At 70.9% G+C, this 13898-nt stretch carries 12 protein-coding genes; 6 read left to right on the forward strand and 6 right to left on the reverse strand.

Features of this window, described 5'->3' with window-relative positions:
- Window positions 1–27 precede the first annotated feature (27 nt).
- Both JGU66_10260 and JGU66_10265 read left to right on the forward strand, forming a co-directional pair.
- Window positions 28–867 (forward strand): DUF4081 domain-containing protein, encoded by an 840-nt coding sequence (locus tag JGU66_10260; protein ID MBJ6761146.1) that lies wholly within the window; start codon window positions 28–30, stop codon window positions 865–867.
- Between the two features lie 19 nt (window positions 868–886).
- Window positions 887–1510 carry a tRNA-(ms[2]io[6]A)-hydroxylase gene (locus tag JGU66_10265; protein MBJ6761147.1) on the forward strand — a complete coding sequence of 208 codons (624 nt, stop codon included), beginning with the start codon at window positions 887–889 and terminating at the stop codon, window positions 1508–1510.
- 10 nt (window positions 1511–1520) lie between these two features.
- Here the strand turns inward: JGU66_10265 and JGU66_10270 are convergent, their stop codons facing one another.
- Window positions 1521–3320: an SLC13 family permease gene (locus tag JGU66_10270; protein MBJ6761148.1), complete on the reverse strand. Its 1800-nt coding sequence runs from the start codon at window positions 3318–3320 to the stop codon at window positions 1521–1523.
- Window positions 3321–3574: 254 nt separating this feature from the next.
- Here JGU66_10270 and JGU66_10275 point away from each other — a divergent pair, with 254 nt between their 5' ends.
- From JGU66_10275 to JGU66_10285, 3 genes are all read left to right on the forward strand, one after another.
- A complete protein-coding gene (locus tag JGU66_10275) occupies window positions 3575–5368 on the forward strand; it encodes a phosphoenolpyruvate carboxykinase (GTP) (GenBank protein ID MBJ6761149.1) in 1794 nt (597 codons plus the stop codon).
- A 142-nt stretch (window positions 5369–5510) separates the two neighbouring features.
- Window positions 5511–6344 (forward strand): hypothetical protein, encoded by an 834-nt coding sequence (locus JGU66_10280; GenBank protein ID MBJ6761150.1) that lies wholly within the window; start codon window positions 5511–5513, stop codon window positions 6342–6344.
- On the forward strand, window positions 6344–7783 hold the full coding sequence (locus tag JGU66_10285; protein MBJ6761151.1) for an ABC transporter substrate-binding protein: 1440 nt from the start codon (window positions 6344–6346) through the stop codon (window positions 7781–7783). Before JGU66_10280 ends, JGU66_10285 begins: the two co-directional genes overlap by 1 nt.
- Before the next feature lie 31 nt (window positions 7784–7814).
- Here the strand turns inward: JGU66_10285 and JGU66_10290 are convergent, their stop codons facing one another.
- From JGU66_10290 to bioB, 5 genes are all read right to left on the reverse strand, one after another.
- Entirely contained in the window at window positions 7815–8996 is a 1182-nt protein-coding gene (locus tag JGU66_10290; protein MBJ6761152.1) for a pyridoxal phosphate-dependent aminotransferase, read from the reverse strand.
- A complete protein-coding gene (locus JGU66_10295; protein MBJ6761153.1) occupies window positions 8993–9271 on the reverse strand; it encodes a hypothetical protein in 279 nt (92 codons plus the stop codon). The genes JGU66_10290 and JGU66_10295 overlap by 4 nt, the downstream gene beginning before the upstream one ends.
- Window positions 9272–9385: 114 nt before the next feature.
- Entirely contained in the window at window positions 9386–10081 is a 696-nt protein-coding gene (gene bioD, locus JGU66_10300) for a dethiobiotin synthase (GenBank protein MBJ6761154.1), read from the reverse strand.
- Window positions 10074–11246 carry an 8-amino-7-oxononanoate synthase gene (bioF, locus tag JGU66_10305; GenBank protein MBJ6761155.1) on the reverse strand — a complete coding sequence of 391 codons (1173 nt, stop codon included), beginning with the start codon at window positions 11244–11246 and terminating at the stop codon, window positions 10074–10076. The genes bioD and bioF overlap by 8 nt, the downstream gene beginning before the upstream one ends.
- Window positions 11246–12274: a biotin synthase BioB gene (bioB, locus tag JGU66_10310; GenBank protein ID MBJ6761156.1), complete on the reverse strand. Its 1029-nt coding sequence runs from the start codon at window positions 12272–12274 to the stop codon at window positions 11246–11248. Before bioB ends, bioF begins: the two co-directional genes overlap by 1 nt.
- 206 nt (window positions 12275–12480) lie before the next feature.
- On the opposite strand from bioB, the gene radA reads away from it, so the two are divergent.
- Window positions 12481–13842 carry a DNA repair protein RadA gene (radA, locus tag JGU66_10315; protein MBJ6761157.1) on the forward strand — a complete coding sequence of 454 codons (1362 nt, stop codon included), beginning with the start codon at window positions 12481–12483 and terminating at the stop codon, window positions 13840–13842.
- Window positions 13843–13898 lie beyond the last annotated feature (56 nt).

Consider the following 13898-nt stretch of genomic DNA (forward strand, 5'->3'; position numbering starts at 1 on the left):
CGCGCCCCCGAGGCCCCTCGCCAGCGAATGCCAGTCACTGTCGAACAGCTCGGCCCTCAGGACATGTCCGCCCTGCGGACCCTGTTGGCCAAGGACCCGGTGCACAACCTCTACCTGCTGGGGTTGTTGGAGGAGTTCGGCGTCTCGCCACGCGGAGGCAGCGTCCAGTTCGCCTACCACGGCCGCTTCGACAAGGGCGTGCTGACGGCGGCCGTCTTCGTGGGCGGAGACGGCGGCCTCGTCGTCCCCAGCGCGAGTGACGCCACCGCCACCAGCATCATCGCGGACGCGCTCGCCGCCTCGCTCCGCATGCGCGCCACCGTGGGAGACAAGGCCGCCGTGGACGCGCTGGTGCGCAGCCTGTGCGCGGGCAAGCCTCGGCTGTCGCGCACGCAGCGCTTGTTCAGCGTGTCCGCGGATGACCTGGGCCCCTTCACCAACCCCACGCTGCGGCTGGCGCGCGAAGAGGACGTGCCCCGGCTGATGCCGCTGGCCCAGGGCTACGTGCGCGAGGCGATGGAGCGAGACCCCCTCCAAGAGGACCCCGAGCACTTCGAGTCCCGCGTGCGCCAGCGCGTGCGTCAGCGCCGCACCTACGTGCTGGAGGAGAAGGGCGAGCTCGTGTTCAAGGTCGACATCGGCAGCCGCTCGCAATACGGCGCCGAGCTGGAGGGCCTCTACACCCTGCCCTCCGAGCGTCACCAGGGCCACGCCACGCTGTGCCTGGGCCAGATTTCCCGGCACCTCCTGTCCTCGCTGCCTCGGCTGACGCTGCGAGTGGATGAGCGCGACGAGCGCGCCGCGCGCATCGCGCGCAAGGTGGGCTACCTGGCGGGCCGCACGCAGCGCCTGGTGCTGGTCGAGTGAGTTACAGTCCGCGCGCCCCATGAGCCGTCCCACGCCGACCCGCCGTCCCCTCTCTGGAGAGGGCCCCGTCATCCTCCACGCCGCCACCGACCCGCGGTGGCTCCCCCTGGCCCTCGAGCGCTTCGACGAGGTGCTCGTCGACCACGCCCACTGCGAGAAGAAGGCCGCGGCCAACGCGCTGTCCATGCTCCAGGCGTACCCGGACCTGCCGGGGCTGCCGGCGCAGATGGCTCGGCTGGCGCGCGAGGAGAGCGCCCACCTGGCGCGCGTGCTGGACTTGATGGCCGAGCGCGGCTTGACGCTGACCAAGGACGCGGGTGACCCGTACGCGCAGGCCCTCCAGAAGCAGGTGCGCACGCCCGGCCCCGAGCGCCGCGTGGACCGACTGCTCGTGGCCGCCATCATCGAGGCCCGCTCCTGTGAGCGGCTGTCGCTCCTGGCCGAGGGCCTCACGGACCCCGCCCTCGCCCGCTTCTACGGCGAGCTGGCGCAGTCCGAGGACGGGCACCAGTCCCTCTTCTTCCGCCTCGCTGTGACTGCGTCCGGAGGAGACGAGGCCGCCGTGCGCGCCCGCATGGAGACGCTGCTCGCCCGCGAGGCGGAGGTCATCACCGAAGTGGGCCTGCGCGCCGCCATCCACTGAGCCGTGAGCCTCAGGGCTGGAAGGGCCACATCCAGGGCACGGCCACCGCGAGCAGCACGAGCAGCACCACGGTGAGCGGCGTGCCCAGGCGAAAGAAGTCACTGAAGCGATAGTGCCCGGGCCCGTAGACGAGCACACAGCTCGGCTCCAGCGGGGTGATGAACGAGCAGCTCGCGGCCAGCGCCACGCCCATGGCGAAGGGCCGCGCGTCCACGCCCAACCTCCGGGCCACGTCCACCGCCACCGGCAGCACCACCAGCGCCGCGGCCTGGTTGCTCATGGGCGCGGACAGCCCGAGCGTCAGCACCATCAGCAGCACGAGCACGCCGCGAGGCCCACCGGACGCGCCCAGCCGGGCCACCACGCCGCCGAGGAAGTGCCCCGCGCCGCTCACCTCCATGGCCACGCCCAGCGCCATCATGCAGCCGATGAGCAGCACCACGCGCCAGTCCACGCGGAAGGCCTGACGCGCATCCACGCAGCGCGTGGCAATCATCGCGAGCATGCCCGTCAGCCCCGCCACCGACAGCGGCAGCACGCCGAGCGAGCCCGCCGCCAGCGCGCCCAGGAACAAGGCCACCGCGAGCGCCGCCTTGCCATAGCGCGGCGGCTGGTACTCGTGGCCGCCGAGCACGACCAGCTGCGTGCCGCTCGCCAGCGCCTCCACCTTCTCGCGAGGGCCGCGCAAGAGCAGCACGTCCCCCACGGACAAGGGCAGCATGGACATGGAGCGCTCGCCGAAGACGCGGCCCAGGAGCTGGAGCTTCGTCGCGCGCTGGATGGCGGGCCGCCGATGCAGCGCCAGCGCCACCAGTCCGTAGCGCTCCACGAACGCGACCTCCTTCAAGCCGCGCCCCACCAGCGGACTGCCCACCGGCACGCTCGCCTCCACGAGCAGCGCGTCGGGTGCGCCCAGCTCACCCTCCGCCAGACGCACGTCGGGCCGCAGCTCGATGCCCCGCAGGTCCTTCACCCGCAGGATGTCCTCGCGCTGCCCTTCGATGAGCAGCCGCTCGTCTCCTCGCAGGCGCAGCGAGGGTGTCGCGGCCAGCGTCCGCCCCTCGCGCAGCACGCCCACCACGCGCAGCCCGAGCCCCTCGGTGAGCTCCGCCAGCTCGCGCCCCGTGTAGCGCGAGCCGGGCGGCAGGATGGCCTCCGTCAGGTAGTCGCGCAGCGTCCATCCGCCCTCGGCGTCCTTGCCCTCGCGCGCGGGCAAGAGCCGAGGCCCCAGCAGCACCACCACGAGCAGGCCCACGAGCACCACGGGCAGCCCCACCGGCGTCAGCTCGGTGACGCCCATGGGCCGCATCCCCAGCCGCTTGAGCGCGGCGGACACCACCAGGTTGGTGGACGTGCCGTACAAGAGCAGGGTGCCGCCCAGCATGGACGCATAGGCCAGCGGCAGCAGCACCTTGCTCGTGGGCACCTTGGCCCGGTTCGCCGCGCCAATGGCCACCGGAAGGAAGGCCGCCGTCGTCACGGTGTTGGAGATGATGGAGGAGAAGGCCGCCACCGTCACCATCATCGCCAGCAGGAAGCCGCGCTGGCCGAAGCGCGCGAAGAAGGCCAGCCGCTGCCCGATGAGCTGCACCACGCCCGTGGAGGCGAGCCCCTGGGTCATCGCCAGCAGCGTGAAGATGAAGATGACCGTGTCGTTGCTGAAGCCCTCGAAGGCCTGCGCTGGCGTCAGAACCCCCGTCAGCGCCAACAGGCACACCACGCTCAGCGCGCTGAACTCGAGGGGGATGGCGTCGAACGAGAAGAGCACCAGCGCGACGAGCACCAGGCCCAGGACGATGGCGATGTTCATGGGGTCCACGCCCCACCCTGGAGTCGCGCTCCGCGTGAAGACAGTCCCCTGGCGCACTGCGCCGTCAGCTACTGGATGACCGCCTTCTCATAAGTGGAATTAGTGCGGACCGGGGCCGGGGCCGGTTGACTGCCGGACGCCAGTTGCTTTTGGAGCGCCGCTCCAGAAGGTTTGTCGCTCTTCCGCAAGTAGGGTGATCCCCCCTTGGACCAGACGCGGGAGACCCTAACTTGAGACAACACGAGGAGACTCCGATGGCTACGACGCAAGCGGCCGCCGTGGCGCAAAACGCGCCCACGAAGAACCCCACGCTGCTGGCCTGGGTGGCCAAGATGGCGGCAATGACCCAGCCCGATCGCATCGTCTGGTGCGACGGTTCTGAGGCTGAGAAGAAGCGGATGACGGAGGAGGCCGTGAAGGACGGCACCCTCATCCCGCTGAACCAGGAGAAGCGCCCGGGCTGCTACCTGCACCGCTCCAACCCCAACGACGTGGCGCGCGTCGAGCACCTCACGTTCATCTGTACGCCCAACAAGACGGACGCGGGCCCCACCAACAACTGGATGGAGCCGGACGAGGCGTACACGAAGCTGGGCCAGCTCTTCGATGGCTGCATGAAGGGCCGCACCATGTACGTGGTGCCCTACGCCATGGGGCCGCTGGGCAGCCCGTTCACGAAGATTGGCGTGGAGCTGACGGACAGCAACTACGTGGTCCTCAACATGCGGATCATGACCCGCATGGGGAAGGCCGTGCTGGACCTGCTGGGCGACAGCGATGACTTCAACCGCGGCCTGCACAGCACCGGCGACGTGAACCCGGACCGCCGCTACATCTGCCACTTCCCCCAGGACAACACCATCTGGAGCTTCGGCTCTGGATATGGCGGCAACGTGCTCTTGGGCAAGAAATGCCTGGCGCTGCGCATCGGCAGCTACCTGGGCCGCGAGGAGGGCTGGCTCGCCGAGCACATGCTCATCCTCGGCGTCACCAGCCCCCAGGGCGAGACCACGTACGTGGCCGCGGCCTTCCCGTCCGCGTGTGGCAAGACCAACTTCGCCATGCTCATCCCGCCCAAGGAGTACAAGGGCTGGAAGATCGAGACCGTGGGCGATGACATCGCGTGGATGCGCCCGGGTCCGGATGGCCGCCTGTACGCCATCAACCCGGAGGCCGGCTATTTCGGCGTGGTCCCCGGCACCAACTACAAGACGAACCCCAACGCGATGGAGACCATCGCCAAGGACACCCTCTTCACCAACGTGGCGCTGACGCCCGACGGTGACGTGTGGTGGGAGGGCAAGGACGGCGAGGTCCCCGAGGAGCTCACCGACTGGCAGGGGCGGCCCTGGAAGAAGGGCAGCGCGGAGAAGGCGGCGCACCCGAACAGCCGCTTCACCGCGCCCATGACGAACAACCCGGTGCTGAGCGCCAAGTCCAACGACCCGATGGGCGTTCCCATCAGCGCCATCATCTTTGGCGGCCGTCGCTCCAACACCGTCCCGCTCGTGCTCCAGGCCTTCAACTGGACCCACGGCGTGTTCCTGGGCGCCACCATGGGCAGCGAGACGACCGCCGCCGCCACCGGCAAGGTGGGCGTGGTGCGCCGCGACCCCATGGCCATGCTGCCCTTCTGCGGCTACCACATGGGCGACTACCTCCAGCACTGGCTGGACATGCAGAAGTCCATCCCGCAGCTGCCGAAGATCTTCCAGGTCAACTGGTTCCGGCAGGACAAGAACGGCAAGTTCCTGTGGCCAGGCTACGGCGACAACATGCGCGTGCTCGAGTGGATCGTGAACCGCGTCCACGGCCGCGTGCCCACGCAGGAGACGCTGCTGGGCTGGGTGCCGCGCAAGGACCAGGGCCTCAACCTCCAGGGCCTGGACGTGGCCCCCGAGGCCATCTCCGAGGCCACCTCCATCAAGGAGGACGAGTGGAAGACCGAGCTGAAGAGCCAGGAAGTCTTCTTCGAGCAGCTCGGCACCAAGGCGCCCGAGGCGCTGATGCTCCAGCGCAAGCTGCTGATGTCCCGCCTGGGCGGGTAGTCGAGCACGCCTGACGTTCGAGTGAGTGCCCGCCGGGGCCGCCCTCACCCTTCCACGGGGTGCGCGCGGCCCCGGTTCATTTGCGGGGACAGGTGGGCGGGTGTTCGCTGGCGGAACGATTCAGCGCTAGGCTGCCGGCCCCATGAGACTGGTCTTCGTGTTGACGGTGGCCCTGGCCCTGGCGCCCGCGGCCGCGCTGGCCCAGCGGGGCGGCACGGCGAAGAGCGCGAACGCTCCCGCCCTCATCAAAGAGGGCGAGCGCCTCTACAAGGCGGGCAAGTACCGCGAGGCCGCCGACGTGTTGAAGAAGGCGAACGAGGCGCAGCCGCACCCCAAGCTCCTCTTCAACATCGCCGTGGCGCTGGAGTACGCGGGCGAGCTGCGCGAGTCGCTCACCTGGTACCAGCAATACGTGGGCAGCTCCGAGGGCACGGACCCGGAGCTGCTCAAGAAGAGCACCCGCTACATGGAGCGCGTGCGCGCGCAGCTCGAGCGCGAGGAGCACGCCCAGTCCACCGCCGACGCGGACCGCAAGCGCCTGGAGGCGGAGGCCGAGGCCTCGCGCCTCAAGGCCGAGCAGGAGCAGCAGGCCGCTCGCCGCGCCGAGGAAGAGAACCGGGTGCGTCAGCAGGCCGAGGCGGAGCGCGAGATGAAGTCCTACAAGCGCCAGCGCCTGGGCGCCTTCGCCGCGGGTGGCGTGGCGGTGGTGGGCGTGGGCGCGGGCGTGCTCTTCGGCATGCAGGCGCGGGACGCGCGCAAGCAGTTCGACTCGGCGACGAAGCTGGCGGACAAGGAGAGCTTCAAGAGCGACACGCGCAGCAAGGCGCTCCTGGCGGACATCGGCTTCGGCGTGGGCCTGGTGAGCGCCATCACCGCCATCGTGCTGTATCCCAAGGAAGGTCCCCCGGCCGCGGGCGAGGTGCGGGTCACGATGGCGCCTCGGGGCGCTGGTGCCGGTATGGAGGTGAGCTTCTGATGCGCGCGCTGGGATTCATGGCAGTGGGAGCGGTGCTGTTCGCCGGGTGCAGCTTCACGACGGCCGGCGGCCTCACGGAGTGCGAGACGAGCGCGGACTGCGGCGCCAACCGCGTGTGCACGCAGGGCTACTGCCTGCCGCAGCCGGACGGGTGCGACCGCGTGCTCGGCGCCACCACGGTGGCCAACGCCATCCCGCTGGGCGCCGTGCTGCCCATCACCACCAGCGAGGGCACGGACGAGTCCGAGGAGCAGGACCTCAACGCGCTCAAGCTCGCGCTGGATGAGGTGAACCAGTTGGAGGGCGTGGGCGGCCGCCGCTTCGTGCTCTACGTCTGTGACTCCCACGCGGACACGGACCGGGCCAAGACGCAGGCCCAGTGGATGGTGGGCGACAAGGGCGTGTCCGCCATCTTCACCTCGGGCAGCGCGCAGACCATCTCCATCAGCAGCATCACCATCCCCAAGGGCGTGCTGCTGATGAGCTACACCGCCACCAGCGCGGCCATCAGCAACCTGAGCGACAAGAACGGCGGCTCCACGGGCCTCGTGTGGCGCACCACGCCCTCGGACGTGCTCCAGGGCCGCGTCATCGCGGACATCCTCCAGGGCCGCATCACCATCAACGACCCGGCGGGGACGTTCACGCCGCCCACCAAGGTGGGCGTGGCCTACGTCAACGACGCGTACGGCCAGGGCCTCTACTCGGCCCTTCTGGACCGCTTCCAGCCCAAGCAGGTGCCGGGCGTGCAGTACCCGCGCAACGGCGACGTGGCCGCGGCGGTGACCCAGTTGGTCACGGAGAAGGCCAACCTGACGGTGCTCGCGGGCTTCCCCGAGGACAACACGCGCATCATCAACCAGGCGGTGAGCGCGGGGCTGACGCAGGCGGCGGGCTACCGGTGGTTCTTCACCGACGCGAACAAGACGTCGGACCTGTTCCCCGCGCTGGGCAACAACAAGACCGAGGTCGCGGGCGCCTACGGCACCACGCCGGCGACGGAGCGCCCCAACGACTCCGTCTATTCGCTGTTCGCCGCGCGCTTCAAGACGGCCACCAACAAGGAAGCGGGCCAGTACTCGTACACGGCCCACGCGTATGACGCCATGTACCTGGTGGCGTTGGGCCACGCGTACGCGGTGGGGCCGGACATCAACTCGCCGCAGCCCATCACCGGCAACCGCGTGGCGGAGGGGCTCACCTTCGTCACGCCGCCCGCGGGCGCGAGCCCCGCCCCGCCCACCTACGCCATCGGGCCCATCCAATTCACCTCCGCGCGCGACGAGGTGCGCGCAGGCCACGTCATCAACGTGCGCGGCGCCAGCGGCGAGCTGGACTTCGACAACGCCAAGGGCGAGGCCCCGTCGCAGTACGAGCTGTGGAAGATCGAGAACAACAAGTTCACGACCCTCCAGCTCATCACCCCGCAGGCGGACTGACGGCGCGGGCGCGGCGTTCCCGGCGCGGCGGCTACCCCGCCGGGAACATCCGCCCGAGCCCGTCCACGAGGACCTGGAGCGCGGCGGTGAAGCGCTCGGGCGGCGCCAGCAGCGAGAGCACCAGGAAGGCACCGCCCTCGAAGTCGTAGAAGTATCCCGGTTGGACTCGCACGCCCGCGTCGAGCAGCGCGAGGCACGCGGCCTCTTCCCCGGGCTCGGCGGGCACGCGCAGCACCGCGTTCCAGCCGCCGTGCGCTCGCACCACGTCCCAGGTCGCCCCGCGTGGCCTTGCGGCGAGCAGTCGCGCGCGGTTCGCGAGCACCCGCTCACGCAGCGCCTGTTGGAAGCAAGGCGCGTGGGCCAGGAGCGCGGGCACGGCGTGTTGCGCGGGCGTGTTCACGGACAGGAACGCGTCCGCCACCCACTCCAATCGGGCCAGGGCTTCGTCACGCAGTGGCTCGGGGCCGCCCACGTGCGTCCAGCCCACCTTGAGGCCGGGCAGGCCCACGGACTTGGACAGCCCACCGAGCGCGAAGGTGAGGCAGGGCAGCGCGCGGCCCGCCACGGTGGGCACGCGGTCCGGCTCGTCGTCCCAGGGGAACTCGGAGAAGACCTCGTCGCAGATGAGCGCCAGGCCTCGGCGCGCGCAGACGTCCGCGAGCGCGGCGAGTTCTCCCTCGTGCAGGAAGTGGCCGGTGGGGTTGCCGGGGTTCACCACCACCACGGCGCGGGTGCGCGCATCGCACGCGGCCTCCACCGCGCCCGCGTCCAGGCCGAAGCCATGCGCTTGCGGCAGGCGATAGGCACGCGTCTGGACGCCCTCCAGTCTCGCGAGGACGTCCACCAGGGGGTAGCACGGCGCGGGCACGAGCACGGTGTCCCCGGGCTCGCACAGGAGCTTGAGGAGCCAGCCGTAGGTCTCGCTGGTGCTCGCGGACAGGAGGATGTGCTCGGCGGACACGTGAGCGCCGCGCGCGAGCCAGGACTCCGCCACGGCGTGACGGGCGGAGGTCAGGCCCAGGGGCTCCGGGGCATAGCCCAGGCCCCCGGGGAGCGACAGGAGGTCCACGTCGGGCGCGGGCAGGCCCACGCGCGTGGGGTTGGACTCGGTGAGGTCCAGGAGTGGAAGCCCGCGCGCCTGTCGCGCCGCGTGGGCCTCGGTGAGCGCGTTGGGCGCTCGGGGGAAGTCCGTTCGGAGGGAGAAGCGGCTCACAGCCCCGTTTGGAGCATCGCGTTCGCGACGCGGCGGATCAGGTCGCGGCGCAGCTCCTGCCGACAGTATTCGATGGCCTTGTCATGGGGCTTGGGGAGTTCCGGATCGCGGGTGCGCAGCGCCGTCCGAAGCACAAGCTCCACCTTCGAAGGTTCGAGGTGGAACAGCCGAGGGCCGTCCTTCTGGAGAAAGTACGAGAGCCCGCGCTGATCAATGAGCTTGAGGAAGAAGCGCCGGACGTCCGCGAGGAGCGTGAGGTCGATGATGTCCGCCATTCGTGACGGCTTTCTCGCGCGGAAAAAACGACACGTCCATTTCACGGACGTGCACACGCGAAAACTTGCGCGACCTGTAGCACTCCTCCGGACGGCGAAGCGCCGGAGGCCGATTTATCGGCCTCGCGCGCGTTCGCTCACCAGCGGGCGGAGCGCGCGACGGAACGCGGCGTGGCGCGCGCGCGCATCCTCCAGGTAAGGCACCGGTCCCAGGACCGGAACGCCGTGACGCGCTTCCAAAAACTGGCGGTTGTCGCGTTCGGAGGGATCACGCGCGGCCGTGGAACGCGACAGCACCACCGCGCGCACCGGCACCTCGCGCGCGGCCAGCGCCTCCAGCGACAGCGCGACGTGGTTGAGCGTGCCCAGGCCCGCGCGCGCCACCAGCACCACGGGCAGGCGCAGCACCTGGATGAGGTCGATGACGTCGTGCTTGGCGTCCAGCGGCACGAACAGACCGCCCGCGCCCTCCACCACCACGGGCCCGGTGCGCAGCCGCTCCCAGGCGGCGAGCGTGACGCGGAAGTCCGGCTCCCGCCCCAGGCGGTGCGCGGCGATGCCCGGGGCCAGCGGCGCGCGGAAGCGGTGCGGACACACGGCCTCCACCGGCAGCGTGCTGCCCGCCGCCTCGCGCAGCGCCAGCGCGTCCGCGGGGTGCTTCAGCGACTCGCAGCCGCTCTCGTAGGGCTTGAAGCCCTGGGGCTGCACGCCCGCGTCCGCCAACAACGACAGGAGCGCGCGCGACACCTGCGTCTTGCCCACGCCCGTGTCGGTGCCGGTGACGAAGACCTGGAACGGAGCCTTAGCCATGGAACACCCCCACCGCGCGCAGCGCGTCCAGCGCCAGGTCCAGGTGCCCCATCGTGTGGCCCGCGGACAGGCAGAAGCGCAGGCGGCTCGTCCCCTCGGGGACGGTGGGCGGACGGATGGCCTTCACCAGGATGCCGCGCTCGCGCAGACGGCGGGCGGCGTCGAGCGCCCTCTCGGGCTCGCCCAGGACGACCGGGAAGATGGCGCTGCGCGTCTCCGCCGGGAGCCCCAGCGCGCGCAGCCCCTCGGCGAAGCGGCGGATGTTGCGCCAGAGCTGCGCACGCAAGTCGGGCACGCCCTCCACCATGTCCACCGCGGCCTCGGCGGCGGCGCACAGCGCGGCGGGCAGCGCGGTGGAGAAGATGAACGGCCGCGCCCGGCTGATGAGCAGGTCCACCACCGCGCGCGACGTGGCCACGTAGGCCCCCATGCCGCCCAGCGACTTGCTCAGCGTGCCCATCCGCAGGTCCACCCGGTCCTCCAGGCCCAGCTCCTCGCACAGGCCCGCGCCCCGAGCGCCCAGCACGCCCGTGGCGTGGGCCTCGTCCACCATCAGGGCCGCGCCATGGGCCTCGCATGCCTCCACCAGCTCGGCGAGCGGCGCCACGTCTCCGTCCATGGAGAACACCGTGTCGGTGACCACCAGCTTGCGCCGCGCCTCCGTGCGCGCCAGGGCGTCGCGGAGCGCGGACACGTCCGCGTGCGGATAGACGACGACGCGCGCGCGGGACAGGCGACAGCCATCCACCAGCGACGCGTGGTTGAGCGCGTCCGAGAACACCGCGTCCTCGGGCCCCACCAGCGCGGGGAGGATGCCCGTGTTGGCCGCATAGCCGGAGTTGAAGAGGAGCACCGCCTCGGCGCGCTCGAAGGCGGCCAGCCGCGCCTCCAGTCGATGGTGCGCGGGCGTGTCCCCCACCACCAGCCGGCTGGCGCCCGTGCCCAGGCCCAGGTGCTCCACCGCGAGCCGCGCCGCCTCGCGCACCGGGGCCGACGACGCCAGCCCCAGGTAGTCATTCGAGGAGAAGTTGATCAGCGTCTCGCCGCCCAGCCGCACCACCGGGCCCTGCGGCGAGTCGAGCGGCTCCACGTAGCGACGCAGCCCGCGGGCGGAGAGAGTCTCCAGGTCCGCGCGGGCCCATGCCGCCGTCACTCCACCACTCATCACGGCTCCTGTCGGGGCTCCAGCGGCCGGATGCCGGCCTTCTCCAGGAGCGCCATGTCCTGCGTGTACTGGGGGTTGCCGGTGGTCAGCAGCTTCTCGCCGAAGAAGAGCGAGTTGGCGCCCGCCATCATGCAAAGCAGCTGGGCCTCCTCGTTCATCTGCATGCGGCCGGCGGACAGGCGCACCATGGACTGCGGCATGAGGATGCGCGCGGTGGCGATGGTGCGCACCATCTCGATGGACTCGACGCGCTTCTGCTCGGCCAGCGGCGTGCCCGCCACGGGGACCAGCGCGTTGATGGGCACCGACTCCGGGTGCATCTCCTGATTGGCCAGCGTGCGCAGCAGGTTGCAGCGGTCGTCCACGGACTCGCCCATGCCGATGATGCCACCGCAGCACACGGAGATGCCCGCGTCACGCACGCGCGCCAGCGTGTTCAGCCGGTCCTGGTACGTGCGCGTGGAGATGATGTCCTCGTAGTGCTCGGAGGACGTGTCCAGGTTGTGGTTGTACGCGGTGAGCCCTGCGTCCTTGAGGCGCCGAGCCTGCGCGTCGGACACCATGCCCAGCGTGGCGCAGGCCTCCATGCCCATCGCGCGCACGCCGCGCACCATCTCCAGCACGCTGTCGAACTGCGGGCCGTCCTTCACCTCGCGCCAGGCCGCGCCCATGCAGAAGCGGGTGGCGCCGGCCTCGCGCGCCTGCGACGCGGACTTGAGCACCTCCGGCACCGACATCAGCTTCTCCGCCTGGACGCCCGTCTTGTAGCGCGCCGCCTGCGGGCAGTACGCGCAGTCCTCCGGGCACCCGCCCGTCTTGATGGACAGGAGCGAGCACAGCTGGACCTTGTTCTCCTGGAACACGGCCCGGTGCACCGTCTGCGCCCGGAACACCAGCTCCAGCAGCGGCAGGTCATAGAGCGCGCGAATCTCGGCGAGCGACCAGTCGTGACGCACGGTCACGCCCGGGGGCGGCGCGGCGACGTGGTGGGCATGGCCGTGGAAGGACTCGCTGGCGGACTCGGACATGGGCTCCTCGAGCAGGCGGGTGAGGGGCGCGAAACTGCGCGGTGCGCCGGGCATTGTCAACGCTGTCGCGAGAACAGGTTGACGACTTCCGGTCGGAGCATGGCTCCGAGTCTTTCTCGCCTTGACACCCCCGCTCGGCCGCCGAGCGTGCGGCCCGGGGCGACGAGGCAGGGAAACGTCGGGGGTCTGGGGTAGACACCCAACCCATGGCGAAGGCGAAGACGCACTACACCTGCCAGGCGTGCGGGTATCAGTCGGCGAAGTGGCTCGGGAAGTGCCCGGACTGTGGCGCGTGGAGCTCCCTGGTGGAGGAGTCCGAGGCGAAGGCGGAGGACAAGCGCCCGGCCTGGGGCGCCTCGGGCGGTGCGGCGAAGCCGGTGCTGCTGCAGGACGTGACGGGGGAGACGGAGGCGCGGCGCCAGACGGGCATCGCCGAGTTCGACCGGGTGCTGGGCGGCGGCGTGGTGGCCGGCTCGCTCGTGCTCCTGGGCGGAGACCCCGGCATCGGCAAGTCCACGCTGCTGCTCGCGGCGTTGGACCGGCTGGCGCGCCACGGCCCGGTGCTCTACGTCTCGGGTGAAGAGAGCCTCCGCCAGACGAAGATGCGCGCCGAGCGCCTGCGCGTGGAGAGCCCCGCCATCCACCTGTTCGCGGAGACGGACGCGGAGCGCATCCTGAACGCGGCCGAGGCGCTCAAGCCCCAGGCACTGGTGGTGGACTCCATCCAGACCATGTACCTGCCGGACCTGGGCAACGCCCCGGGCAGCATCACCCAGGTGCGCGAGGTGGCCGGGCGGCTGATGGCCTTCGCCAAGCGCAGCGGCGTGCCCACCTTCATCGTGGGCCACGTCACGAAGGAAGGCTCCATCGCGGGCCCGCGCGTGCTGGAGCACATGGTGGACACCGTCCTCTACTTCGAGGGCGAGCGCGGCCACCCGTTCCGCATCCTGCGCGCGCACAAGAACCGCTTCGGCTCCACCAACGAGATTGGCGTCTTCGAGATGAAGGGCGCGGGCCTCGTGGAGGTTCCGGACCCCTCCGCCCTCTTCCTGTCCGAGCGCCCCACGGGCAAGTCCGGCAGCGTGGTGACGAGCACGCTCAACGGCACCCGGCCCCTGCTCGTGGAGGTCCAGGCGCTGGTGGCCCCCACCGGCTACGGCACCGCGCGGCGCACGGCCATCGGCGTGGACGGCAACCGCGTGGCGCTGCTGGCCGCCGTGCTGGAGAAGAAGGAGGAGATTCCCCTCGTGGGCTGCGACCTGTTCGTCAACGTCGCCGGCGGCATGCAGTTGAGCGAGCCCGCGTGCGACCTGGCCGTGTGCGCGGCGCTGGTCAGCAGCCTCCAGAACCGGCCGCTCGACGGCAAGACGCTGGTGCTGGGCGAAGTGGGGCTCGCGGGCGAGGTGCGCGCGGTGGGCCAGGTGGAGGCACGCCTCGCCGAGGCCGCGAAGATGGGCTTCCAGCGCGCCGTGCTGCCCCTGGGGAGCGCGCGCCGCGTGGAGGGCTCGCGACTCCAGCTCGTCGGCGTGGAGACGCTCGGCGAGGCGCTGACCGCCATGTTCGACTGACCGCGCGCTCCACGCTCCGTCGCGGACACATTCACTTGAAGTGAATTTCATTTCAC

The organism is Myxococcaceae bacterium JPH2 (genome assembly GCA_016458225.1).
GTDB lineage: Bacteria > Myxococcota > Myxococcia > Myxococcales > Myxococcaceae > Citreicoccus.

What these genes read in the sequence shown, in the direction of transcription:
- JGU66_10260 (MBJ6761146.1), top strand. Translation starts at nt 28, where the DNA reads ATGCCAGTCACTGTCGAACAGCTCGGCCCTCAGGACATGTCCGCCCTG.
- JGU66_10265 (MBJ6761147.1), top strand. Translation starts at nt 887, where the DNA reads ATGAGCCGTCCCACGCCGACCCGCCGTCCCCTCTCTGGAGAGGGCCCC.
- JGU66_10270 (MBJ6761148.1), bottom strand. Translation starts at nt 3,320, where the DNA reads ATGAACATCGCCATCGTCCTGGGCCTGGTGCTCGTCGCGCTGGTGCTC.
- JGU66_10275 (MBJ6761149.1), top strand. Translation starts at nt 3,575, where the DNA reads ATGGCTACGACGCAAGCGGCCGCCGTGGCGCAAAACGCGCCCACGAAG.
- JGU66_10280 (MBJ6761150.1), top strand. Translation starts at nt 5,511, where the DNA reads ATGAGACTGGTCTTCGTGTTGACGGTGGCCCTGGCCCTGGCGCCCGCG.
- JGU66_10285 (MBJ6761151.1), top strand. Translation starts at nt 6,344, where the DNA reads ATGCGCGCGCTGGGATTCATGGCAGTGGGAGCGGTGCTGTTCGCCGGG.
- JGU66_10295 (MBJ6761153.1), bottom strand. Translation starts at nt 9,271, where the DNA reads ATGGCGGACATCATCGACCTCACGCTCCTCGCGGACGTCCGGCGCTTC.
- bioD (MBJ6761154.1), bottom strand. Translation starts at nt 10,081, where the DNA reads ATGGCTAAGGCTCCGTTCCAGGTCTTCGTCACCGGCACCGACACGGGC.
- bioF (MBJ6761155.1), bottom strand. Translation starts at nt 11,246, where the DNA reads ATGAGTGGTGGAGTGACGGCGGCATGGGCCCGCGCGGACCTGGAGACT.
- bioB (MBJ6761156.1), bottom strand. Translation starts at nt 12,274, where the DNA reads ATGTCCGAGTCCGCCAGCGAGTCCTTCCACGGCCATGCCCACCACGTC.
- radA (MBJ6761157.1), top strand. Translation starts at nt 12,481, where the DNA reads ATGGCGAAGGCGAAGACGCACTACACCTGCCAGGCGTGCGGGTATCAG.